Origin of the sequence: Sulfitobacter sp. M05 (genome assembly GCF_029285175.1) — a bacterium.
Lineage (GTDB): Bacteria > Pseudomonadota > Alphaproteobacteria > Rhodobacterales > Rhodobacteraceae > Sulfitobacter.
This window is the reverse complement of record NZ_JABEDH010000002.1, coordinates 748451-769830: the sequence shown is the minus strand read 5'-3', so window position 1 is coordinate 769830 and position 21380 is coordinate 748451. Positions and strand designations below refer to the sequence as shown.

At 57.7% G+C, this 21380-nt stretch carries 21 protein-coding genes; 6 read left to right on the top strand and 15 right to left on the bottom strand.

Annotated features, from left to right (window positions below; genetic code table 11):
- Positions 1 to 402 precede the first annotated feature (402 nt).
- Genes HKX44_RS11890 through HKX44_RS11870 form a run of 5 tightly spaced genes read right to left on the bottom strand, consistent with a single transcriptional unit; the run spans position 403 to position 5757 of the window.
- The gene (locus tag HKX44_RS11890; RefSeq protein WP_276151542.1) at positions 403 to 966 is read right to left on the bottom strand and encodes an ABC-type transport auxiliary lipoprotein family protein; all 564 of its coding nucleotides are present in this window, start codon (positions 964 to 966) and stop codon (positions 403 to 405) included.
- Between the two features lie 2 nt (positions 967 to 968).
- Positions 969 to 3443 (bottom strand): MlaD family protein, encoded by a 2475-nt coding sequence (locus HKX44_RS11885; RefSeq protein ID WP_276151541.1) that lies wholly within the window; start codon positions 3441 to 3443, stop codon positions 969 to 971.
- A complete protein-coding gene (locus tag HKX44_RS11880; RefSeq protein WP_276151540.1) occupies positions 3436 to 3999 on the bottom strand; it encodes a paraquat-inducible protein A in 564 nt (187 codons plus the stop codon). The genes HKX44_RS11885 and HKX44_RS11880 overlap by 8 nt, the downstream gene beginning before the upstream one ends.
- 53 nt (positions 4000 to 4052) lie before the next feature.
- Positions 4053 to 4700 carry a paraquat-inducible protein A gene (locus tag HKX44_RS11875; protein WP_276151539.1) on the bottom strand — a complete coding sequence of 216 codons (648 nt, stop codon included), beginning with the start codon at positions 4698 to 4700 and terminating at the stop codon, positions 4053 to 4055.
- Positions 4701 to 4737: 37 nt separating this feature from the next.
- A complete protein-coding gene (locus HKX44_RS11870) occupies positions 4738 to 5757 on the bottom strand; it encodes a CaiB/BaiF CoA-transferase family protein (protein WP_276151538.1) in 1020 nt (339 codons plus the stop codon).
- Between the two features lie 117 nt (positions 5758 to 5874).
- Here HKX44_RS11870 and HKX44_RS11865 point away from each other — a divergent pair, with 117 nt between their 5' ends.
- Positions 5875 to 7497, top strand: coding sequence for an FMN-binding glutamate synthase family protein (locus HKX44_RS11865; RefSeq protein ID WP_276151537.1), 1623 nt, complete (start codon positions 5875 to 5877; stop codon positions 7495 to 7497).
- Here the strand turns inward: HKX44_RS11865 and HKX44_RS11860 are convergent.
- Complete coding sequence (locus tag HKX44_RS11860) at positions 7494 to 8369, bottom strand: YihY/virulence factor BrkB family protein (RefSeq protein ID WP_276151536.1); 876 nt, start codon at positions 8367 to 8369, stop codon at positions 7494 to 7496. The genes HKX44_RS11865 and HKX44_RS11860 overlap by 4 nt on opposite strands.
- Before the next feature lie 151 nt (positions 8370 to 8520).
- Here HKX44_RS11860 and HKX44_RS11855 point away from each other — a divergent pair, with 151 nt between their 5' ends.
- A complete protein-coding gene (locus HKX44_RS11855; RefSeq protein WP_276151535.1) occupies positions 8521 to 9774 on the top strand; it encodes an aminotransferase class V-fold PLP-dependent enzyme in 1254 nt (417 codons plus the stop codon).
- 39 nt (positions 9775 to 9813) lie between these two features.
- A complete protein-coding gene (locus HKX44_RS11850; RefSeq protein WP_276151534.1) occupies positions 9814 to 11094 on the top strand; it encodes an acetylornithine deacetylase/succinyl-diaminopimelate desuccinylase family protein in 1281 nt (426 codons plus the stop codon).
- On the opposite strand, the gene HKX44_RS11845 is transcribed toward HKX44_RS11850, so the two are convergent.
- On the bottom strand, positions 11077 to 12327 hold the full coding sequence (locus tag HKX44_RS11845; protein ID WP_276151533.1) for an Hsp70 family protein: 1251 nt from the start codon (positions 12325 to 12327) through the stop codon (positions 11077 to 11079). The genes HKX44_RS11850 and HKX44_RS11845 overlap by 18 nt on opposite strands.
- A 260-nt stretch (positions 12328 to 12587) precedes the next feature.
- On the opposite strand from HKX44_RS11845, the gene HKX44_RS11840 reads away from it, so the two are divergent.
- Both HKX44_RS11840 and HKX44_RS11835 read left to right on the top strand, forming a co-directional pair.
- Complete coding sequence (locus HKX44_RS11840; RefSeq protein WP_276151532.1) at positions 12588 to 14066, top strand: ABC transporter substrate-binding protein; 1479 nt, start codon at positions 12588 to 12590, stop codon at positions 14064 to 14066.
- A 64-nt stretch (positions 14067 to 14130) separates the two neighbouring features.
- Positions 14131 to 14349, top strand: coding sequence for a DUF6500 family protein (locus HKX44_RS11835; RefSeq protein WP_276151531.1), 219 nt, complete (start codon positions 14131 to 14133; stop codon positions 14347 to 14349).
- Positions 14350 to 14400: 51 nt separating this feature from the next.
- On the opposite strand, the gene HKX44_RS11830 is transcribed toward HKX44_RS11835, so the two are convergent.
- On the bottom strand, positions 14401 to 15543 hold the full coding sequence (locus tag HKX44_RS11830) for an alpha-D-ribose 1-methylphosphonate 5-triphosphate diphosphatase (protein ID WP_276151530.1): 1143 nt from the start codon (positions 15541 to 15543) through the stop codon (positions 14401 to 14403).
- Between the two features lie 49 nt (positions 15544 to 15592).
- On the opposite strand from HKX44_RS11830, the gene HKX44_RS11825 reads away from it, so the two are divergent.
- A complete protein-coding gene (locus HKX44_RS11825; RefSeq protein ID WP_276151529.1) occupies positions 15593 to 16264 on the top strand; it encodes a DUF1045 domain-containing protein in 672 nt (223 codons plus the stop codon).
- On the opposite strand, the gene phnN is transcribed toward HKX44_RS11825, so the two are convergent.
- The 7 genes from phnN to phnG all read right to left on the bottom strand — a co-directional run bounded on the left by phnN (position 16246) and on the right by phnG (position 21342).
- Positions 16246 to 16791 (bottom strand): phosphonate metabolism protein/1,5-bisphosphokinase (PRPP-forming) PhnN, encoded by a 546-nt coding sequence (gene phnN, locus HKX44_RS11820; protein ID WP_276151528.1) that lies wholly within the window; start codon positions 16789 to 16791, stop codon positions 16246 to 16248. The genes HKX44_RS11825 and phnN overlap by 19 nt on opposite strands.
- The gene (gene phnL / locus HKX44_RS11815) at positions 16788 to 17471 is read right to left on the bottom strand and encodes a phosphonate C-P lyase system protein PhnL (protein ID WP_276151527.1); all 684 of its coding nucleotides are present in this window, start codon (positions 17469 to 17471) and stop codon (positions 16788 to 16790) included. Before phnL ends, phnN begins: the two co-directional genes overlap by 4 nt.
- Before the next feature lie 3 nt (positions 17472 to 17474).
- Complete coding sequence (gene phnK, locus HKX44_RS11810) at positions 17475 to 18245, bottom strand: phosphonate C-P lyase system protein PhnK (RefSeq protein WP_276151526.1); 771 nt, start codon at positions 18243 to 18245, stop codon at positions 17475 to 17477.
- Positions 18242 to 19135, bottom strand: coding sequence for an alpha-D-ribose 1-methylphosphonate 5-phosphate C-P-lyase PhnJ (locus tag HKX44_RS11805; protein ID WP_276151525.1), 894 nt, complete (start codon positions 19133 to 19135; stop codon positions 18242 to 18244). Before HKX44_RS11805 ends, phnK begins: the two co-directional genes overlap by 4 nt.
- 100 nt (positions 19136 to 19235) lie before the next feature.
- On the bottom strand, positions 19236 to 20324 hold the full coding sequence (locus tag HKX44_RS11800) for a carbon-phosphorus lyase complex subunit PhnI (protein ID WP_276151524.1): 1089 nt from the start codon (positions 20322 to 20324) through the stop codon (positions 19236 to 19238).
- Positions 20324 to 20887 (bottom strand): phosphonate C-P lyase system protein PhnH, encoded by a 564-nt coding sequence (phnH, locus tag HKX44_RS11795; RefSeq protein ID WP_276151523.1) that lies wholly within the window; start codon positions 20885 to 20887, stop codon positions 20324 to 20326. Before phnH ends, HKX44_RS11800 begins: the two co-directional genes overlap by 1 nt.
- The gene (phnG, locus tag HKX44_RS11790; RefSeq protein ID WP_276151522.1) at positions 20887 to 21342 is read right to left on the bottom strand and encodes a phosphonate C-P lyase system protein PhnG; all 456 of its coding nucleotides are present in this window, start codon (positions 21340 to 21342) and stop codon (positions 20887 to 20889) included. Before phnG ends, phnH begins: the two co-directional genes overlap by 1 nt.
- Positions 21343 to 21380: the final 38 nt, after the last annotated feature.

Below are 21380 nucleotides of genomic sequence, written 5' to 3'. Positions count from 1 at the left end.
TGCGATATGGACAAGTATTGGACCCACTGTACTGGTTTAAAGTGCCCGGCCTTTAACCTGAGGCATTTCGTATCCCCGATGCCCGAGAACGCACAGCGTGGCAGGGTATGGGGGATTCATGTTTAGGGTCGGGCGCTATAGTGGGTGGAATACCGTCGCTGTACCGACAGAAGCAAAGGCTGAGAGCATCGAACTTGGCGCTACTTTGTTACTATGAGCAGATTTGACATCTCCACTTGGTATGCGCGCAAGAATATGCGCTCTGGTGGTGCAAAGAGACACGCGCTTCTACAATCGCTCAAAAACACCGGACCTCGCATCCTCGCGCCGCCCCGTGCTTCATCTTGCCAATAAACTCAATACCCTAGAATCCGATGGGTAAATCCGTTGGCGTTCAATCACCTACTTTAATCCATTCCGCGCAATATAGCGGGCCAAATCAAGGATAAGCTGCCCGCGCGCGCGCGCAATCGCATTCGGCCCACCCTTGGGGTCAAACGCGACGTTCAAAGCAAACAAACCAGACCGCTCGCGCCGCCCGTCTGCGACTGCCACAAAATACTGGCCGGAGGTTTCAAACAGTCCGGTGCTGTTTGCCACAAGTTCTGAAAACCTGACCTCCAGCCGCGCATCGGGAAACTCCTCAAATGGCCAAGGCTCTGACGCGATGCGGCGTTTTGTCAGCCGCGCAAGGTTCTGGCTTAGCTCCAGTGCAATGGCACGGTCCGGCGCATCAGCCCAAAGCACATCTGACGAGCTGGTCAGCGTCCCATCCGGACTGCGAATGGAAATTTCGTCTGAGGCGGCATAGCTGGGCAAGGAGACGTCTTTCACCTCGACGGATGAGAACCCGATACGCAGGGTCTCCGTGATTGCCGGCGGGCTGACATCAAACCGTTCTGGTGATCCACAAGCGGCAAGCAACGTCAGCGAGAAAACACAAATCAAACGGGCGGCAAAAGTCATATCTATCTTCCAAGCAAAAGCGAATTGGGATTGCGTTCAATGGTACGCGCCAGAGACGCAAGGGCATCTGCGGCCTTTTGAATGTCGCGCATGGTGGTCTGCGCCTCGCGGCTCAACTGGTCACCTTTGTTGTAACCGTCGATGGTACGCCCCGCCTGATTAAACAGCGCTGTCAGACGTTCCACAATTCTGGGCAGATCCTTGGAGGACACCGCGATACTGTCTGCGGCGTTGCGCGCTGAGGCCAGCGTCTGGTTCACATTTTCGATCGCCCCGCCTTCGCGCAACTCCTGAAGCGTATAGTTCACTTCATCCAACGCCCGTTTCAACGACCCCGGCAGCGCCTTGGCATCTTCGGCACCAACCACGGCCTCGGCCGCTTTGGCCAACCCGGTCAGTTCGTCAATCAAAGCATTCACTTCAAGCGATTCAGCCTTGGCCGCGACGGCCTCGATCTGTTTGATCAGCGCGGGCACACCAGCCACAGATTCCTCCACAGTTTGCGCCGCCCCAAGGGCTGAATCCAGCACCTGCGAAATCTTGCTGGTGATCTGCTCCTGTTCCAGCTGCGCCACCAGCCCCTCGACCCGCACAAGGGTCGCATTCAGGGTGACGGGAATGTTCTGCACATCCTCAGAGGCGACCAGCCCCTGTACCTCACCCAGCAAGCTGCGCCCTTCGTTAAGGGTCAGGTTCAACGCCTCAAGCGACTGCGAAACGGCACCGGGCAGAGCCTGCACATCCTCGCTGGCCACCATTTTTTCCGCAGTGTGGATCAATGACGTCACCTCGTTGACCAACTCGTTCAACTCCAGCGTTTCAACCTTTGCGGCAACCGCTTCGATCTCTGACAACAAGGCCGGCACACCAGCAACCGAGCTTTCAACGGCGCTGGCAGCGCTGGCAGCAGAGGTCAGGACCTCTGCCAGTTTTGCCGCGACACGCTCTTTTTCCAATTCAGCCACAAGCGCTTCAACACGGGTCAAGGTTGCATTCAAACTGACAGGAATGTTGCGCACCTCTTCAGAGCCCACCAGTTCCTGCACTTCGCCAAGCAAAGCACGTAAATCACCCGGAGTAGCGCGGATGTCCTCACTAGAGACCAGACGTTCAGCGGAATCCATAAATGTGATGGCAGAATTCAACAATTCCTCGATCGGCAGGTTATTGATCCGGGTGAATACCCCCTCGACAGTGGCCGACGCGTCGGATGTTTCGTTCTGTGTTGTCGGCAATATCGGCAAATCCCCGACCTCACCCACCAGTCGCGCCGGCGGGCTGTCTTCCACCATCACCAGCTCAACTTTCAATCCGCCGGTCAACAGACTAGCTGAGGCCAACCGCGCCCGCAGGCCAGAGGCAACACGGTTTTGCAAAAACGCCAGCGCAGCTTCGCCAGTGACCTCATCGGGCAAACCCAAACGCGCCGGCTGGATCGAAAGCACCACATTCAGACGGACCCGACTGTCGCCGAATTGATTGTAATCAACGATCCCCGAAAGCGATTCAACCTCGCCGATCTTCAGGCCACTTAATTCAACAGGCGCGCCAACGGTCAAACCCGAGATATTTTCCTCAAAAATGACACTGACACCCAGCGGCTCAACTTCGGACGCATTAAAGACAGAGTTCCGCGCGGTCTCGCGATCAGGAAACACTTCAAACACTGTCCCATCGTATACCCGTCCGCCGCCCGAAACGAATGTATCGAACGTGATCCCCCCACCGATAAGCGTTGCCAGCGAGGAGAAATCAATTTCCGCACCCGAGGTGCCGATGCTTACGCTAAAGCCGGAGGCATCCCAGAAACGAGTAGACTGATTAATCAAGGAACGGTGTTCCTCAAAAATCAGCGCCTCAACAATCGCGAAATTACCCCGCTGCGAAATCCGTGCCCGCCCGATGCGCCCCACCTCGATCCCCTTGTAAAGGATCGGCGCATTATCCGTCAGCTGACTGTTGGCGACGGTACGAAATGCAATTTCCAAACCGCCTTTTCCAGGCCGGATTAAAGGGGCCTCTGATGCGCCGGTAAAGCTTTCGGGGAGCGGCCCTTGCACGTCATCCCATGACCCCTCGATATAAACGCCACTTAACACCGTACTCAGGCCGGTAATGCCGCGCGCCGATACTTCCGGCTGTACGATCCAGAACACCGCGCCGTTGTCGATAAACGGGGCGACGTCCTTGTTCACGCGGATATGCGCCTGAACCCGGGTCAAACCGCTGGTGAAACTGACTTTCTCGACAACCCCGACAGTAACATCCCGGTATCGCAATTCGGTTTCACCAGATTTGATCCCGGCCCCGGTTTCGAACTCGATGGTGATCACCGGCCCACGGTCGTTGTAGGACTGCCAGGCGACAAACAAGGCAACGCATAATGCGGCAATCGGGATGATCCATACAAAAGATGCCCCGCTCAGAAACGCCTTACGCGCGGGTGAAACCGATACTTCTGGCAAATCGTCATTCATCGTGTTTCGGATCCTCGTTTTCAGCCTGAACATCCCAGATCATGCGGGAGTCAAAAGCCTGAGCAGACAGCATCGTAAATATGACCGACAACGCAAAGAAAATCGACGCCGGGCCAGGATTAATTGACGCAAGTGTCTTGAGTTGCACCAGCGCCGACAGGATCGCAACCACAAAGATATCGATCATTGACCAGCGTCCAATGTATTCGACCACCTCGTAAAGCATCTGGCGGCGGTGATTGGAAACCCGGGTCGGGGATTTCACGCTTACCGCGAGATAGGCAATGGCCCAGAATTTGGACAAAGGGATCACAACAGAGGCAATCAGAATGATCGCAGCAATGCCGAAACTGCCATGGTGCGCCATTTCAACAGCGCCGGAAATGATCGTGCTTTCATCCACTTGAAACAGTGTCTGCGTGCGCAGCATCGGATAGGTATTCGCCGGAATATAACAGAGCGCACCAACGATCCATAAGGCCCAGACCCGCTGTAGGCTGAGCGGGTCACGGGACTGCAATTTATGTCCGCACCGTCCGCAGACCGGTGTGCCCATCGGCCACGCCTTGGTGCAACGGCGGCAGGCAACTATGCCAAGACTGCGCGCGCTTACGAATTTTTCGGATGTTCCAGACGATACCATACTGACCATTTGCACATAAAATTGTCTTGCGCGATCACAAGTACAACGAGAATTCCAAACATCCAGAACGCCGGGCCAAAACCCACCGTCGCCAGATCGGCCACCTTGACCAGCGCCACAGCACAGCCGATTGCGAAAATTTCGGCCATCGACCACGGGCGCAGCGCCTCTGATACGCGGAACGCCCGGATTGCATGGCGTGCCGCAGGTCGGTCCAAAACCACAGGGATCAACACATATAACGTCAACAGCACCCGTGCCAGCGGCACAAAAACAATCAGTGCAGCGGTGGCCAGCGACAAAACAATCATCGGCCCGCCGGAAAACGCAAGGGCCGCATCAAGGATCGACACTGCGTTCTTGTTACCCGCCGCATCAATTGTCAGAAACGGAAACACCGCCGCCCCGACAATCAGAAACAACACCGCAAAAGCCACAGCAATGATATGCAGCCCTGCATTCCGACGCGGCGCGATCAGCACCTTGTGACAGCGCTGGCATACTGCACGTTCACCGTTTTCGGGTTTTTTCATCCGAAAGGCCGCATCGCACTGCGGACAGACAATCAAGTCATCCAGCAAGTCCGTGGGATCAGAGGCGGCAAAATCCTTCATCGCACCACGATACAGGAGTTATCTTCCGTGTAACACCTCAATTCGCCGGCCCGCCAAGGGGCCGAAAGCGCGGCGCGGGGCCGGCTTGCAATACCCCGTCACGCCGCTCCAGATTGCCGCGCTGCGCCATATGCGGATGCTCTACCGCCTCTGTGAAACTTAACACCGGTGTCACACAGGCATCGGTTCCGGCAAAAATCCCAGCCCATTCATCGCGGCTGCGTGTAGCAAAAATTGCGGCGAACTGCGCGGCGCGCGCGGGCCAGTTCGATCTGTCGTTCTGATCATCTGCATAGGCCGGCGGCAGCCCCAGTTTTTCCAGAAGGATGACATAGAATTGCGATTCCAATGCGCCGACGGCGACAAACTTGCCATCTGCACAGGTATAGCACCGGTAAAATGGCGCGGCCCCGTCCAGCCAGTTTGATCCGCGTTCCTGAGTCCAGCTGCCCTGTGCCAGCATGGTATGGATCAGCCCCATCATCGCAGGCACACCATCCACCATCGCCGCATCCACAACCTGCCCCCTGCCGGTAACCCCGCGTTCGATCACCGCCGACAGGATGCCAAAGATCAGGAACATCGTACCGCCACCGTAATCCGCCACAAGATTTAGCGGCGGCACCGGCGGCGCATCCCCCGCGCCCATGGCATTCAATGCACCGGTCAGCCCCAGGTAATTGATGTCATGCCCTGCCACATGCGCCCATGGCCCGGTCTGGCCCCAACCGGTCATACGCGCATAAATCATCGTGTCCGGGCAGGTGTCCGGCCCCAGATCCAGCCTTTCCATCACGCCTGGCCTGAAGCCCTCGATCAGCACGTCACTTTCGGCAATCAATAGCCGCGCGGCTGCGATCCCTTCCGGTGCCTTGAGGTCCAGAACCACCGAGCGTTTGCCACGCCGGTTGATGTCGGTCGGATCCTGCGCAACCGGTTTGCGATCAACCGTGGTGACCTGTGCCCCCAGATCGGCCAGCAACTGCCCGGCCAGCGGTGCAGGACCAAGGCCGGAAAATTCGACCACTTTTAAAGACGCCAATGGACCTTTGTTCATATCAATTCCTTTTGGACATTATTCCGGGTCAACCTAACCGAACACCAAGAGCTTGCGAAAGCTGCCAATCCGGTCAAACTGTCCGAAACAGTGATGCGACAACACGTTAGGAATGATATGCCCGATTTGGGATCCGTGACCAGATTTACCACTTTCGCCCTCGTGGGCGTGTTAACCTTGGTCAGTTTTGTCCTGATCTTTCTGTGGAGCCTGTGGTTTGCCCTGCCGTTCGCCCTGTTTGCGGCTCTGACTGGCATGGGGATTTATGACGTCACCCAAACCCGGCATTCAATCCTGCGTAACTATCCAGTTCTGGGCCATATGCGGTTCTTTTTCGAAGGAATCCGGCCGGAAATCCGCCAGTATTTGATTGAATCCGATCAAGACGAAGAGCCCTTTAGCCGCGACAGCCGGTCCCTAGTCTACCAACGCGCCAAGGGCGAGGAAGACGCACGCCCTTTTGGCACACGTATGCGGGTCTATGACGCCGGCTATTCCTGGGTCACCCATTCGGTTGCGCCGGTCCATATCACCGATTCCGATTTCCGTACGACAATCGGCGGATCACAATGCCGCCAGCCCTATTCCGCATCCCTTTACAACATTTCCGCTATGAGTTTTGGCTCGCTATCCGCCAATGCCATTCAGGCGCTGAACACCGGTGCCAAATTGGGCGGGTTTGCCCATGACACCGGCGAAGGTTCGGTCAGCCGCTATCACAAAGCGGGGGGTGGCGATCTGATCTATCAACTGGCCTCTGGATATTTCGGCAGCCGTGCGTCGGACGGAACGTTCGACCCTGAAAAGTTTCGTGAAACTGCATCGCTTGAGCAGATCAAAATGATCGAGCTGAAGCTTAGTCAGGGGGCCAAGCCCGGCCATGGCGGTATGTTGCCTGCATCCAAAATCAGCCCCGAGATTGCCGAAGCGCGCGGTGTGCCGATGGGCAAGGATTGCGTGTCGCCCGCCGCACATTCCGCGTTTTCGACCCCCATCGAGATGATGGAGTTTATTGGCCAGCTGCGCGAATTGTCAGGTGGCAAGCCGGTGGGGTTCAAACTGTGTATCGGGCACCGGCGTGAGTTCATGTGTATGGTGAAGGCCATGTTAGAGACCGGGATCACCCCGGATTTCATCGTGGTCGATGGCACCGAAGGGGGCACAGGCGCGGCACCTGTCGAGTTTTCCAACCACATCGGGATGCCGATGATTGAAGGGCTGACCTTTGTTCACAACACCCTGCGCGGTGCGGGGCTGCGCAAAGAGATCAAGATCGGCGCGGCAGGCAAGGTTGTGTCGGCCTTTGACATCGCCCGCGCCTTGGCGCTAGGGGCGGATTGGTGCAATTCTGCACGCGGGTATATGTTCGCCATTGGCTGTATTCAGGCGCAGGCCTGTCACACCAACCACTGTCCGGTCGGCGTGGCCACGCAGGACAAGACACGCATGCGGGCGCTGGATGTCGGCCACAAAAGCCAGCGGGTCGCCCGTTTCCATCGCAATACCATGGAAGCACTGGGCGAGATGACCGGTGCTGCCGGTCTGCACCATCCCAGTGATTTTCTGCCCCATCACATGATGTTACGTCAGGGCGACAAAAGCATGGTCGAAGCCAAAGATGTCTACGGCTACCTGCCAGAGGGTTACCTGTTGGACGGTGATGCCGCGGACATCAATGGCAACAAAAACCGATGGTCGCGGGCGCGGGCAGATACATTTGCCTCTGTTGACGGGCTTTAGGCCGTTTCATCTGGTGACGGGTTGGCGGGGTGGTTCCTGACCCATAGCTCTATCTGCGCGTTCAGCGATGCCCCATAAAGGACCAGAAAACTGGTGATCCACAGCCAGATCAGCATCGCAACGACCGCGCCAATGGACCCGTAAACCTGATTGTAATTTCCGAAATTGGTCACGTAATAGGAAAACGCCAGCGACAGGATTACCCAAAGCGCGACAGCAACAATTGCGCCAGCTGACAACCAGCGAAACCGCGCCACTTTGTGGTTGGGGCCGAACCTGTACAGAACGCCAACACCGGCAAAAAGAACAATCACCGCAACAATCCAGCGCAATCCGTCAATCAACAAGGTTCCAAGCAGACCAAGCGGGAAAAAGGCCAACAGAACCGGGATCACAACCAAACTGATCAAAGCGACGATCCCAACACCAACCAAAGCAACCGTCAGAATGAGCGCCCGCAAATAATGTCGGGCCGTGTTCCGGTTAGGCTGGGCATAGACCGAATTCAAACCGATAATCATCGCGCCAACCCCTGCGCGCGCCGACCAAAGCGCCAGCAGCAGGGAAACCAGACCGGCCCACCCCAAGGTGTCACTGCTTGCCGATACAAGGCTGACCACTTGCTGATGGATAATGTCGAACACATCAGCAGGCATCAATCCGCGCAGATCTTCCAGTTGCACGATGACTTCAACCGGATCCGCGATCAGCCCCATTACCGCAATCACGGCTGCCAGCGCGGGGAACAAAGACAACATCGAAAAAAACGCCACGCCCGCAGAAACCAGTGCCAGATTGCTGTCACCAATCTGGGCAAAACTGGATTTCAGAACATCCCAATAGCCCCGAAAGCCAAGTCTGGAGATTTTCATATTCACCCTTAATGCCGCTGCAACTTACAGATGGAATGCGGGGCCCCCGCTGGCAAGGAAAACCTGCCGTTAGATTGTCAGTTAACCACTTTCTCCCCTTGCGGCGGTGACGGGTTGCGTGATGATTGCGGCAAACTTCTGAGGAATATCCATGACCATCGCCACCCCTGCCCTGACCCGCGCCATCAAAGACCGCTTTGCCCATGTGGACAGCTGCCCCTTTAGCGGTCCGCGTATCTTTTTCGAAAATGCGGGCGGCGCGCTGACGTTGAATTCCGTGGTCGAAACGTCGGCCAAATTTGCGGCCATTCCCGACAATCAGGGGCGCGACAACCCGGCCTCGCATGGGCTGGTTGCCGTGATCAAACGCGCCAAGGCGGATATGGCCCTGTTCTTTAATGCGCCTGACGGCCAGTTCTTTGTTGGCGAATCCGGCACCGAGTTGACCTTTCGTTTGATCCGCACTGCTATCATGGGCACACCGGCGGGCGGCAAGGTGATCGGTTCATCGGTGGAACATCCTGCCTCGCGTAGCGCGGCATTGCACTGGGCAGGCGTGGCAGGCAAGGAGTACATCAATGTCGCGCATGACAATGCCACCGGTCGGGTCACCGCGCAGGCCTATGCGGCGGCGATGACACCCGAGGTTCAGGTCGCCACGATTTTGCACACATCACCAGTGACCGGCATCGCCAATGATGTGCCCGCAATCGTATCCGCCATCCGCAAGGTTGCGCCAGAGGCCTTCATCATCGTGGATGGGATTCAACATGCCAGCCACGGGCGCATCGACATCGCCAGCTATGACATCGACGGCTATGTCGTGTCCCCCTACAAGGTATTCTCGCGCCATGGTTACGGTGTGGCATGGGCCTCCGACCGGCTGACCGCACTGCCGATCGAGACCCTGAAAAACGGCCCCGCCGGCAATTGGGAAATGGGCACCCGCGACACCGGCGCTTATGCGACCTTCACGGATGTGGTGAGCTATTTTGACTGGCTGGGTGGCGAAACATCCGACGCCACAGACCCGCGCGCACGGATCGAAGCAGCCGGCGTTGCGATCCACGCGCACGAAAAATCCCTGACCGATGCCATGCTGAAAGGTGCCGACAACCTGCCTGGGCTTGCCGATTTGCCCGGTGTCACAATTGTCGGCGGACTGGATAACCCCGACCGTGAGGGATTGGTCAGTTTTGCATTGGATCACGTTCCGGCGGCGGCAATTGTCGAACGCCTGAATGCACAGGGCATCCGCACCCATGTCCGGCGGGCGGACCACTATTCGGGAAACATCCTTGATCCGCTGGGGCTGGAGGCGGCTGTCCGCGTATCGCTGTGCCATTACAATACCCATGAAGAAGTACGCAGCCTGCTTGCCGCGATGAAAGATATCGCAGGGTGACCCCTTGCCAATGCCGGCGAACCGAACAACGATGCAGGCATGAACACATCTCTCTCTGATGCCATTGCCGGCAAACGCGACGATCTGATCGCCCTGACACAAGACCTGATCCGCATCCCGACGCTGAACCCGCCGGGGCGCGATTATCGGCTGATCTGCGAATATCTGGACAAACGTCTGTCTGCGCATGGGTTCGAAACCCAGATGATCCGCGCCCACGGCACACCGGGCGACAGCGAGAAATACCCGCGTTGGAACATCATCGCGCGGCGCGAAGGCAGATATGCCGGCGAATGTGTGCATTTCAACAGTCACACGGATGTGGTCGAGGTGGGGGCCGGTTGGACGTTTGATCCGTTTGGTGCCGAAATATCAGATGGCAAGATTTACGGACGCGGCACCTGCGACATGAAAGGCGGGCTTGCCGCGTCGATCATCGCCGCTGAGACCTTCATCGAACAGCACCCCGATTTCGCCGGTGCCATCGAAATTTCCGGCACTGCGGATGAAGAAACCGGTGGCTATGGCGGTGTGGCCTATCTGGCGGAACAGGGCCATTTCAGCCCCGACAAGGTGCAACACGTGATCATTCCTGAGCCCCTGAACAAAGACCGGATTTGTCTGGGCCATCGCGGCGGTTGGTGGGCCGAGATCGAAACCAAAGGCGAGATTGCCCATGGCGCGATGCCTTTCCTCGGCGATTGCGCGGTGCGCCATATGGGCGCGGTGTTGCAGGAATTTGAGGACAAGCTGTTTCCTGCTATGGCCGCCCGATACACCGAAATGCCCGTGGTCCCCGAAGGGGCACGTAATTCGACGATGAACATCAACTCCATTCATGGCGGTGAGAACGAGCCTGCCGAGGATTTTGACGGGTTGCAGGCGCATTGTGTTCCAGATTCATGCCGCATCGTGATTGACCGGCGCTTTCTGGTCGAGGAACCGCTGGATCAGGTGCGTGACGAGGTCACCGGCCTGCTTGACGGCTTGCGCGAGAGCCGCCCGAATTTTGAATATGAACTGACAGAGCGTAACTCTGTATTGCCATCAATGACCGACAAGGAATCGCCCGTTGTGCGCACTGTGGCCAAGGCGATTGAGGACGTGATGGGCCGCCCGCCTGAATATGTCGCCTCTCCAGGTAGTTACGATCAGAAACACATCGACCGGATTGGCAAGCTCAAGAATTGCATCGCTTACGGGCCTGGTATTCTGGATCTGGCCCATAAGCCGGACGAGTACATCGGCATCGACGATATGATCGACAGTGCCAAGGTGATGGGAGCCGCGTTAGAAACGCTGTTACTGCCCGTCACCTGAGGCCAAGGCCAACCCGTCGACAATCCCGGTCAATGCCGCGCCTCTGTGTACTTCGGCGCGCGGCAACCGTGTGGTCAGCGCATCCTGCACCACCTGCATCAGGCTTGATCCCCCCACAAAGATCAGCTTGTTCACCTCTTGCGCATCCACATCTGCAGCGGCCAGTGTCGCCTCGGCCGCGGCCCCGATCTGTTCCGACAGGCCTGCCAGTATCGTGGTCATCATATCGGTAGGCAACGGCAACACCGCCTTGCGCTTGAGCATCCCCACCTTGATCACCGGATTTTCGGCCCCGGGCGTATTCGCCATGATCTTGCCTGCCTCGACTGCAAAGGCCAGATCATGACCCAGCTCTTCTTCCAGAACCTTGACCAGACGCGCCAGCCGGCCCTCATGGACCGCGTATTTATGTAAATCTTTGGCCGCGCGCAGGGTATCAGGACCATACAGAAACGGAATCTTTGCCCAAGTCGCCAGATCGTTAAAGATGGCGTTGGGCGCAATATGGGTGTCGTTGCCAAAGGCATGACGGATCGAACTGCCCATGCCCAACTGCGGCATCACCCGTTTGATACTAAGGCGGCGGTCAAAATCTGTTCCGCCAATGCGCACACCATAACTGGCAAGTATGTCGATATCGGTGCTGCCGCTCTGCCGGAACAGGGTAAAGTCCGACGTACCGCCGCCGATGTCTACAACCAGCCCCAGATCACCTGCGTTCAACACATCGCGACTGGCCCGCGCCGCCGCTTCGGGTTCGTTCAGAAACCTGACATCTTCGAAACCTGCCCGTGCATAGCATTCCTTCAGGTCTTCCAAAGCTTGGATGTTGCGGGCATCATCCTCGGAATGAAACCGTACAGGGCGGCCCGATACGGCGCGCGTGAAGGTCTGGCCGGTAGCCGCCTCTGCGCGTGTTTTTACCTCTGTCAGGAACCGCGCAACGATGTCGATAAAATCCAACCGTTCGCCCAGCAACAGCCGGCTTTCGCGGATCAACCTTGTCCCCAGAAGGCTTTTGAGGCCGCGCATATATCGGCCGTCGTCCCCGCCAAGCAAGGCATCAGACGCGGCAGCCCCGACCAGCATCTGTTTCTCTTCAAAATCGAAGAATACAGCGGTTGGCATCGTTGCTTCGCCGCCTTCCAGCGCGATCAACTGCGGTTTTCCATCTCTGCAAATACCCGCCGCCGAATTTGATGTTCCGAAATCAATACCCAATGTTGCCGACATCAATCGCCCCTTTTCGCAAGGCCGCGTCTTTAATCGCAACCGAGGATAAAGGCAAACCCTGCCGACGGTTTCATAAGTGTAATGTCCTGCCTTGCGCTGAAAAACATTCCCTTGGGCAGTAAAATTGCGGGCATTTTGCAAAGACACACCCTTAATTCGCAATGTCACACGCTATCAGACGGGATTAATGGGAGCTGAGCCTAGCCAGCGCCGATTGCATTGGCTAGCCTCCCGGCAATAACCAACTAGGGAGACGACCCATGTTCCACCTGCCCCGCCTTCTGCTTGGCGTCAGCACCGCAGCCCTGATGGCCGGTGCCGCCATTGCCAAAGACGACATCACCATCGCGATCCAGCTTGAACCGCCACATATGGACCCGACATCGGCTGCGGCTGGTGCAATTGATTCGGTGCTTTACTCGAACGTATTCGAAGGGCTGACCCGCTTTATGGGCGATGGTTCGGTCGTACCGGGGCTGGCGAAGTCTTGGGATATCTCAGACGACGGGCTGACCTATACGTTTAAACTGCGCTCCGGCGTGACGTTTCATGACGGCACCTCTTTGGACGCTGAAGATGTGAAGTTCTCCCTCGACCGGATTGGCGCAGAAGGCAGTGCCAATGCGCAAAAGACCCTTTATGCCGCGATATCAGAGGTGAACGTTGTTGATCCAATGACCGTCGAGGTCAAATTGTCCGAACCCAACGGCAACATGATTTTTAACCTTGCATGGGGCGACGCCGTTATTGTCGCGCCTGAAAGCATCGACAATATCAAACAGACCCCTATCGGCACCGGGGCTTTCAAATTCGAAAGCTGGACGCAGGGCGACAAGGTTGAATTGACCCGCAACGATGCCTATTGGGGTGATGCCCCTGCGCTGGCTTCGGCGACGTTCAAATTCATCTCTGACCCGACTGCCGCTTTTGCATCAGTGATGGCCGAAGATGTCGATGTGTTTTCGGGCTTTCCCGCCCCTGAAAACCTGCCACAGTTCGAAGCCGATCCACGCTTTCAGGTTCTTGTCGGATCAACCGAAGGCGAGACGATCCTATCGACCAACAACAAGATGCCGCCCTTTGACAACGTAAAGGTACGCGAGGCGCTGGCCCATGCGATTGACCGTCAGGCCATCATTGACGGGGCCATGTTCGGTTTAGGAACGCCCATCGGTACGCATTTTGCACCACATAATCCGGCCTATGTCGATCTGACCGCGCAGTCCAACTATGACCCCGCCAAGGCCAAGGCCCTGCTGGCCGAAGCCGGCTTTGCAGATGGGTTTGAAACCACATTGCACCTGCCACCCCCGTCTTATGCGCGGCGCGGCGGTGAGATTATCGCTGCACAACTGGCAGAGGTGGGCATCACTGCTAAGATCACCAATGTTGAATGGGCGCAGTGGCTTGAAACGGTATTCAAAGGCAAGGATTTCGGCCTGACCATCGTCAGCCACACCGAGCCGATGGACATCGGGATCTATGCCAACCCCGAGTATTATTTCCAGTACGATAACAAGGGGTTTCAGGATCTGATCGCCAAATTCAATACCACAGCTGATCCCGATATGCGCACCAAGATGATGGCAGAAGCGCAGCAAATCATCGCGGATGATTACGTGAACGGCTACCTGTTCCAACTGGCGCTGCCGACCGTGGCACAGGCCGGCGTGCAAGGCCTTTGGGAGAATGCACCGACACAGGCGAACGACCTGACAGGCGTAAGCTGGTCTGAGTAACACAGCCACTTTGACGTCCATGGGCCCCTGCATTGCGGGGGCCTGTTTTATAGGAACTGCATCAATGCGAACCTCTCTCAGAGACAAGGCCGTTGCCGTATGTAACGCAAAGATCGCCAAGAAAGGCGACACCGTCGGCCTTTCATTCTATGCATTTTTCGCAAACCGGAATGATGACCCGGAATTGCTTATGGAAGCTGCCGAGTGGTGGATCAAAACCCACCAGCTCGATCATTTTGAGAAAGCAGTGAAAATCCGCGATATGATCATTTCAGGCGTCTGACGGGCGGTTTACCCGAATGCCCCCTGATAGAGACGTCGGTTGCAACGTCCATTAACCAACCTTGTTGCCTTGGCTCCAGACCCCGCGCAAAAGAGATGTTTCGCCTTTTCGGCGCACCCGTAAAACGTCGCCGCGCAATCCTTGCTTAAGCGCTCCACGGTCAGACAACCGCGCGGCCTTGGCCGGGTTGGCGGTCACTGTCGCAATAGCGCGGGGCAGATCATCCCAAACCTGGGCAAGATGAAAGGCTGACAAAAGCAGCGCAGAAGGCACATAATCAGACGATACGATGTCCAGCAGGTCCAGCCTTGCCAATTCCTCAGCGGCAACATTGCCCGAGTGCGAACCGCCCCTGATCAGGTTTGGCGCCCCCATCATCACCGCAACGCCGTGGGCGTGGCAGGCCTCGGCCGCCTCAACGGTCGTAGGAAATTCGGCAAAGCCAACGCCATTCCGGGCAGAGGTCACAACATGTGCCGACGTGGTGTCATCGTGACTTGCCAACACTGCGCCCAGACGTTTTGCCTCACGCACGGCACCTGTTTCGTGCTTGGCACCGTAACGTCTTTGCAGCTCCAGCAGACTTTCTACATGTTCAGCAAACTCCGCTTCGTTCATGCCGCGCTTCTTAGCAACATAGGTTTTCAAAGCACTAAGATCGCGGAACTGGCGCTGTCCCGGCGTGTGGTCCATGAGACTGACAATGCCAACGCGCTCTTCCGGTCTGAAGGCGGCCAGCTCTTCTAACAGGGTTTCGGAACAAATTTCCGCCCGCAGGTGCAGGAAGTGACTGATCTTGAACAAACCCTCGGCACGGGCCGCCAGAAGCTCATCCGCCAGTTTACGGGCATAATCGAGGTAACGGCCTTTGCCGCTGTGAATCGACCCGACGCGCATCGCATCAAACACGGTTGTGATGCCGGTCGATGCCAGTTCTGCATCATGGGCAAGCAGGGCCGGCAGATGGGGCCAATCCACCTCAGGGCGCGGCTCGATATGGCGTTCAACATTATCTGTGTGCAGTTCCACCAAACCCGGCAGGACAAGGTCACCGGCGCAATCCACCGCACCCTTGGGTACGTGGTCACCCTCTGCAATCTCTGTAATCAGGCCATTCTCGATTGTTACCGCGCCGGTCACGACACGATCCAATAGCACCAATTGGGCGTTTGCAAGGCATAGGTCGTTTGACATCTGGTTGTCACAGGGCTTTGTCAAAGAGGACGCAGGAAAAGGGGAGTTCATGTCATATTCTCGATTTGCGATTTACTATGTACCGCCCGAGGGATCCTTGGCCGATTTTGGTGCGGCCTGGCTGGGCTGGGATATTGCGCGAGGTGTTGAGGCATCTCAGCCCGATCTGCCCGATTTGCATGACATCACGATGACACCGCGCAAATACGGGTTTCACGGGACGTTGAAACCGCCCTTTCGGCTTGCTGACGGGCTGGGGCTTGGTGATTTGGACAAGGCGACATCGTTGCTGGCGGCCTCGATTGCGCCAGCCATCTGTGATGGCCTGGTGTTGGAAACACTGGGCCGGTTTCTGGCGCTGGTGCCGCAAGGAGATACCGGCGCAATCCGCCATCTGGCAGAGGCGTGCGTGCGTGACCTCGACAGGTTCCGCGCCCCGGCCAGCGACGCAGAGCTTGCGCGGAGGCGCAAGGCTGGCCTTTCCGCACAACAAGAAGCCCTGCTGATGGAATGGGGTTATCCCTATGTCATGGACGAGCTGCAATTTCACCTGACCTTGTCGGGCCGGCTGCCCAAAGATGGGCTGAAGGATTGGGCCGGCCATGTCCGCTACATGTTGCCGGATTTGCCCGCGCCTTTCGTGATCGACCAGATTGCGCTGTGTGGGGCGCGGGCGGACGGGCGGTTCCAGCTGATACATCGCTATGCCCTAACCGGTTGAAGCAAAGTTACCGCCTGCGTGATGGTCCGGTCCAGCGGACCATCGTTGGACAAGTGGATCACGTCGAGGCCCGCCGGCAGAGGTTTTGCCGCCTGCGCAAGCCGCTTTGCAATCTCGGTAGGGGTTTCGCGTCCCCGCTGAGCGAGGCGCTGTGCCAGCGTTTCAGGTTTTGCTGTGATATTCAGAACCCTGAAACCGGGGAAAAGCGCTGCCGCCTCAGCCAATGCCTGACGCGAGAAGTTCACAAGGCAATCCGTGCCTGCGGCCAGCTGGCCCTTCACCGAGGCGGGGATGCCGTAGGACAATCCATGCGCGTGCCAAAACACAGCAAAGTCACCGTTCGCGGCCATACTTGCGAACTCCGCATCAGAAACGGCATCGAAATCCTCCCCACCCAGCCCGGGGGCACGGGTGATGACACGGCGCACCAGATGGGTATGCGGCATCGCATTGCGAATGCCCGCCATCACACTGTCCTTGCCAACCCCTGAGGGGCCGACCACCGCGATCAAACGCCCCGCGTTCATGCGACCATTCCTGGGGTATAGCGGCCAACATCAATTTCACGATCACAGACACGGGCACGGGCCGCTTCATCATGGAAAATACCGATAATCGCAGCACCGCGCGCCTTGGCCTCTTCAATAAGCGACAGCACGACTTCGCGGTTTGCGGCATCCAGACTGGCCGTTGGTTCATCAAGCAGCACAGCAGGATAGGTATGGGCAAACCCACGTGCGATGTTCACGCGCTGTTGTTCGCCGCCGGAAAATGTTGTGGGCGAAAGCGACCACAACCGCTCGGGTATGTTCAGCTGTGCCAACAAGGCAGCAGCACGCTCCTGCGCATCCGCAGCGGAGACCCCCACCGCGCGCAGCGGTTCGGCAACCACATCCAGCGTCGGCACACGGGGCACGACACGCAGGAACTGGCTGACATACCCCAGTACCTCGCGGCGCAGGGCAATCACGTCGCGCGGTTCAGCCTGCACAATGTCCATGTCACCGATACGGATGGCACCCGATTGCGTCAGGTAATTGCCATAGATCATCCGCATCAGCGTTGATTTGCCGGCACCAGAGGCACCGGTGAGAGCCACACATTCTCCCTTGGAAACGGTGAAAGATACATCGCTGATGACTTCAATCACCGCGCTGCCCTGATTGTGCAGGGTGAAGGTTTTGGAAACGTCTTTCAATTCAATCATGGTTCATACCTGCAAAACGGAACTGACAAGGAGTTGGCTATAGGCGTGTTGTGGATCATCGAGGACCTGATCGGTCAAACCCGCCTCGACCACATGGCCCGATTTCATTACCATCAAGCGGTCGGCCAGCAGCCGCACAACGGCAAGGTCGTGGGTCACGATGATGGCCGACAATCCCATATCACGCACCAGCCCGCGCAAGAGATCCAGAAGACGCGCCTGCACCGAGACATCAAGGCCGCCGGTAGGTTCATCCATGAACACCAAACGCGGTCCGGTGACGAGGTTGCGGGCGATCTGGAGGCGTTGTTGCATCCCCCCCGAAAAGGTCACAGGCCGGTCATCAACACGGGCGGCATCGATCTCTACCCGTTCCAGCCAATCGGTGGCTTTGTCGCGGATGTTTCCATAGTGGCGTTCACCTACAGCCATCAGGCGTTCGCCCACATTACCGCCCGCGGACACCCCCATGCGCAGCCCATCGCGGGCGTGCTGGTGGACAAAGGCCCAGTCGGTGCGGGACAACATGCGGCGTTCCGGTTCGGACATCGTAACCGTGTCTTTTGGACCATTGGCACGCGTATCAAAAACAACCTTGCCTGCGTCCGGTTCCAAATGCCCCGCCATGCAATTCAGCAGTGTGGATTTTCCCGATCCGCTTTCGCCGACGATCCCCATGACCTCGCCGGGATAAAGATCAAAGGACACATCCGCGCAACCGATATGCGCCCCGTAGCGCTTGGTGATGCCTTGCACTGAAAGAAGGGGAGTCATGCTTCTGTCTCCAATAAAGGTTGAACGCTAAATGCGCGCTGGTGGTTCATTTCACCGACAAAGCCTGCGGCCTGCCGGCCCTCGCAATAGTCAGTGTCAGAGCAGACAAACATGCGCCCGCCAGCGTCATCGGTGATCACTTCGTCAAGATAGCTGTCCAGCGCCCCGCACATCCCGCAGGGATGATCCGCCTTGGTCGCCTCAAACGGGTGATCCTCGAAATCGAGGCTGACCACCTGTGTGTAAGGCGGCAGCGCGTGAATGCGTTGTTCGCGCCCTGCGCCAAACAACTGAATCGCGGCCATCTCTCCCAATTTGGGGTTGTCGAATTTCGGGATCGGTGATGGGTCCATGACATAGCGGCCTTCTACCTTGACCGGATAGGCATAAGAGGTCGCGATATGCCCGTGGCGGCTGATGTCTTCGTAAAGTTTCACGTGCATCAGCCCATATTCCTCGAGGGCATGCATTTTGCGCGTTTCGCTTTCGCGCGGTTCAAGGAACCTGAGTGGTTCAGGGATCGGCACCTGATAGACCAGAACCTGCCCTTCGGTCAGCGCCTCTTCGGGGATGCGGTGACGGGTCTGGATCACCGTTGCATCGGTGGTTTTGGTCGTGGTCTCGACCCCGGCGGTACGTTCAAAAAACGTGCGGATCGACACGGCATTTGTTGTATCGTCCGCGCCTTGGTCAATCACCTTGAACCGATCCTCGGGTGTGAGAACGGCGGCGGAAACCTGCACGCCACCTGTGCCCCAACCATAGGGCATCGGCATTTCACGGCTGGCAAACGGCACCTGATAACCGGGTATCGCAAGCCCCTTGAGGATGGCACGTCGGATCATGCGTTTGGTCTGCTCGTCCAGATAGGCAAAATTGTATTCGCTCATGAGGATGCTCCTCGGACTGTGGTGAAGGGGGATGGCGAACGCTTCTGCGCAGAGCTGACCCTGCTCAACCGAAAGCACTTTAGGGCGAATATTGCCGGGCTCATTCCGCCGCCTCCTGAACCTGATCCGCACCCGCCTCACGGCGCAGTTTGCGCACCAGTTCCAATTCGGACTGGAAATCGACGTAATGCGGCAGTTTGATATGTTCGAGGAAACCCGTCGCCTGAATATTGTCAGCGTGGTACAGAACAAATTCTGCATCCTGCGCTGGCGCACCGACGTTTTCTTCGCCCAGTTCTTCCCAACGCAATGCCCGGTCCACCAACGCCATTGAGATGGCCTTGCGTTCAGTCTGGCCAAAGACCAACCCATAGCCGCGGGTAAACTGCGGTGGTTCGGATTTCGACCCCATGAACTGATTGACCGTTTCGCATTCAGTCAGGGTTACCTCACCGATTTCAACCGCAAAGCCCAGTTCAGGGATATCCATCTCGACCGGCACGGTGCCAATGCGCAACTCGCCGACAAAAGCGTGGTTACGGGCATATCCGCGCTGCGTGGAGTAAGCGAGGCCCAGCGTAAACCCCTCGTCTGAGCGGGTCAGCGCCTGCAAACGCAGGGCCCGCTCCGCCGGCATCTCCAGCGGTTCGCGGGTCAGGTCGGGCGGCGGTGTGTCCTGTCGCGGGGCCTCTTCGATCAGGCCCTCTCGGTTCAGAAAATCGGTGACATGAGGCACTTCGCCCAGCTCTGCCTCGCGGGTTGGCGCAGCAGGCACATCTCCCTCTGCGGCCAGTTTGAAATCCAGCAAACGGTGCGTGTAATCAAAGGTCGGGCCCAGCACCTGCCCGCCGGGCAGATCCTTGAACGTCGCGGAAATGCGTCGGTCACATGACATTGCCCCGGTATCAACGGGCAGGGATGCCCCAAAGCGGGGCAAGGTGGTGCGGTAGGCGCGGATCAGAAAGATTGCCTCGATCAGATCACCGCGCGACTGTTTAATGGCCAGCGCGGCAAGGTCCGGATCATAAAGCGAGCCTTCTGCCATCACCCGATTGACGGCCAGCGTTAGCTGTTCGCGGATCTGGACGACGCTAAGGTCGGGTACATTCGTATCCCCCCGGCGCTCTTCGGCCAGCCACGCATGAGCATTCTCGATCGCGCGCTCGCCGCCTTTTACTGCAACATACATTATTGCACCTCTGTTGATCTGGGCAAAGCCGCAAGCCGGTCGCCGCTGGTCAAAATGAAATCCAAGCCCAGCGGAAACAGGGTGTGGTTGTCGTGAAACGCCTGCACATCAGGCAGCGACAAGGACGCGCTGGTCTTGATACCTGGCCCTTTGAGGGTAACACCCGACGCCGTCAGCGCGGGGTGCTCCACGATCAACGTGGCAGAGCGATCCGGGTATTCGGCGGTGCCAATAGCGTAGGGCGAAAGCGGCACCAATGCCGACCATGTCCCGACCGCAAACATACACTGCGATGGCCCGGTCACCGGTGCGCCTGTGTGAAAGGCCAGCCACGCGCGCACTGCTGCGCAATCCATTTCTCCCGCCAGATAGACGGGGGTTTCCGTGTCGCACAGCGTCAGCAGAACAGCGCCCGCAGCATTGGACAGGGGCGCGGGCGGGGCCGCACCGCTGATGTCGTGAATCGTACCGGGGCGCGCCATGGCTTCCATCACACTGCGAAAGGCATGGGCTGACTGGGTCGCCGGATCGGCAAACCCGCCGGATAGGGTTTCAGCCTGCATCAATCCTCTCCTCGGACCATTGTGAAAAAATCAACTTTTGTGGCAGCAGCCTTCGCTGCGCGGGCGGTCTTTGCGGCGGCCTGCTCCTCTTCAAGCGGGCTCAGCACGGAACTGCGCAACAGGTCCGCCGCCTCCGTCTGCATCATCGCATCAACCAGCGCTGCAGCTTCGGCATCGACCTTGCGCCGCCCCTGAACATAGGCATGTCCGACCTCGCCGGTGGCCAAGGTCAGCGCGCAGCGGGTCACTGTCATCTCACCCAGATTAAACGGTGCGCCGGTGCCGCCAGCACGACCGCGTATCATGGTGCTGCCAACCTCGGGCGCGCGTAACCAGGTGAACACAGGACGCTCGCCAACCGTATCCAGCAGGGCGGGAACCCGGCCTTCCGGCGCTTTTGCCAACACGCTCATCCACGCTTTTCGGGGATTATTTTCGTCCAAACTGTCTTTCATCTCGACAACTTTTCCAATTACTATACAACTATACTTAT

Coding starts and splice junctions, on each gene's coding strand:
- HKX44_RS11890 (WP_276151542.1), bottom strand. CDS start 966: ATGACTTTTGCCGCCCGTTTGATTTGTGTTTTCTCGCTGACGTTGCTT.
- HKX44_RS11885 (WP_276151541.1), bottom strand. CDS start 3,443: ATGAATGACGATTTGCCAGAAGTATCGGTTTCACCCGCGCGTAAGGCG.
- HKX44_RS11880 (WP_276151540.1), bottom strand. CDS start 3,999: ATGGGCACACCGGTCTGCGGACGGTGCGGACATAAATTGCAGTCCCGT.
- HKX44_RS11875 (WP_276151539.1), bottom strand. CDS start 4,700: ATGAAGGATTTTGCCGCCTCTGATCCCACGGACTTGCTGGATGACTTG.
- HKX44_RS11870 (WP_276151538.1), bottom strand. CDS start 5,757: ATGAACAAAGGTCCATTGGCGTCTTTAAAAGTGGTCGAATTTTCCGGC.
- HKX44_RS11865 (WP_276151537.1), top strand. CDS start 5,875: ATGCCCGATTTGGGATCCGTGACCAGATTTACCACTTTCGCCCTCGTG.
- HKX44_RS11860 (WP_276151536.1), bottom strand. CDS start 8,369: ATGAAAATCTCCAGACTTGGCTTTCGGGGCTATTGGGATGTTCTGAAA.
- HKX44_RS11855 (WP_276151535.1), top strand. CDS start 8,521: ATGACCATCGCCACCCCTGCCCTGACCCGCGCCATCAAAGACCGCTTT.
- HKX44_RS11850 (WP_276151534.1), top strand. CDS start 9,814: ATGAACACATCTCTCTCTGATGCCATTGCCGGCAAACGCGACGATCTG.
- HKX44_RS11845 (WP_276151533.1), bottom strand. CDS start 12,327: ATGTCGGCAACATTGGGTATTGATTTCGGAACATCAAATTCGGCGGCG.
- HKX44_RS11840 (WP_276151532.1), top strand. CDS start 12,588: ATGTTCCACCTGCCCCGCCTTCTGCTTGGCGTCAGCACCGCAGCCCTG.
- HKX44_RS11835 (WP_276151531.1), top strand. CDS start 14,131: ATGCGAACCTCTCTCAGAGACAAGGCCGTTGCCGTATGTAACGCAAAG.
- HKX44_RS11830 (WP_276151530.1), bottom strand. CDS start 15,543: ATGTCAAACGACCTATGCCTTGCAAACGCCCAATTGGTGCTATTGGAT.
- HKX44_RS11825 (WP_276151529.1), top strand. CDS start 15,593: ATGTCATATTCTCGATTTGCGATTTACTATGTACCGCCCGAGGGATCC.
- phnN (WP_276151528.1), bottom strand. CDS start 16,791: ATGAACGCGGGGCGTTTGATCGCGGTGGTCGGCCCCTCAGGGGTTGGC.
- phnL (WP_276151527.1), bottom strand. CDS start 17,471: ATGATTGAATTGAAAGACGTTTCCAAAACCTTCACCCTGCACAATCAG.
- phnK (WP_276151526.1), bottom strand. CDS start 18,245: ATGACTCCCCTTCTTTCAGTGCAAGGCATCACCAAGCGCTACGGGGCG.
- HKX44_RS11805 (WP_276151525.1), bottom strand. CDS start 19,135: ATGAGCGAATACAATTTTGCCTATCTGGACGAGCAGACCAAACGCATG.
- HKX44_RS11800 (WP_276151524.1), bottom strand. CDS start 20,324: ATGTATGTTGCAGTAAAAGGCGGCGAGCGCGCGATCGAGAATGCTCAT.
- phnH (WP_276151523.1), bottom strand. CDS start 20,887: ATGCAGGCTGAAACCCTATCCGGCGGGTTTGCCGATCCGGCGACCCAG.
- phnG (WP_276151522.1), bottom strand. CDS start 21,342: ATGAAAGACAGTTTGGACGAAAATAATCCCCGAAAAGCGTGGATGAGC.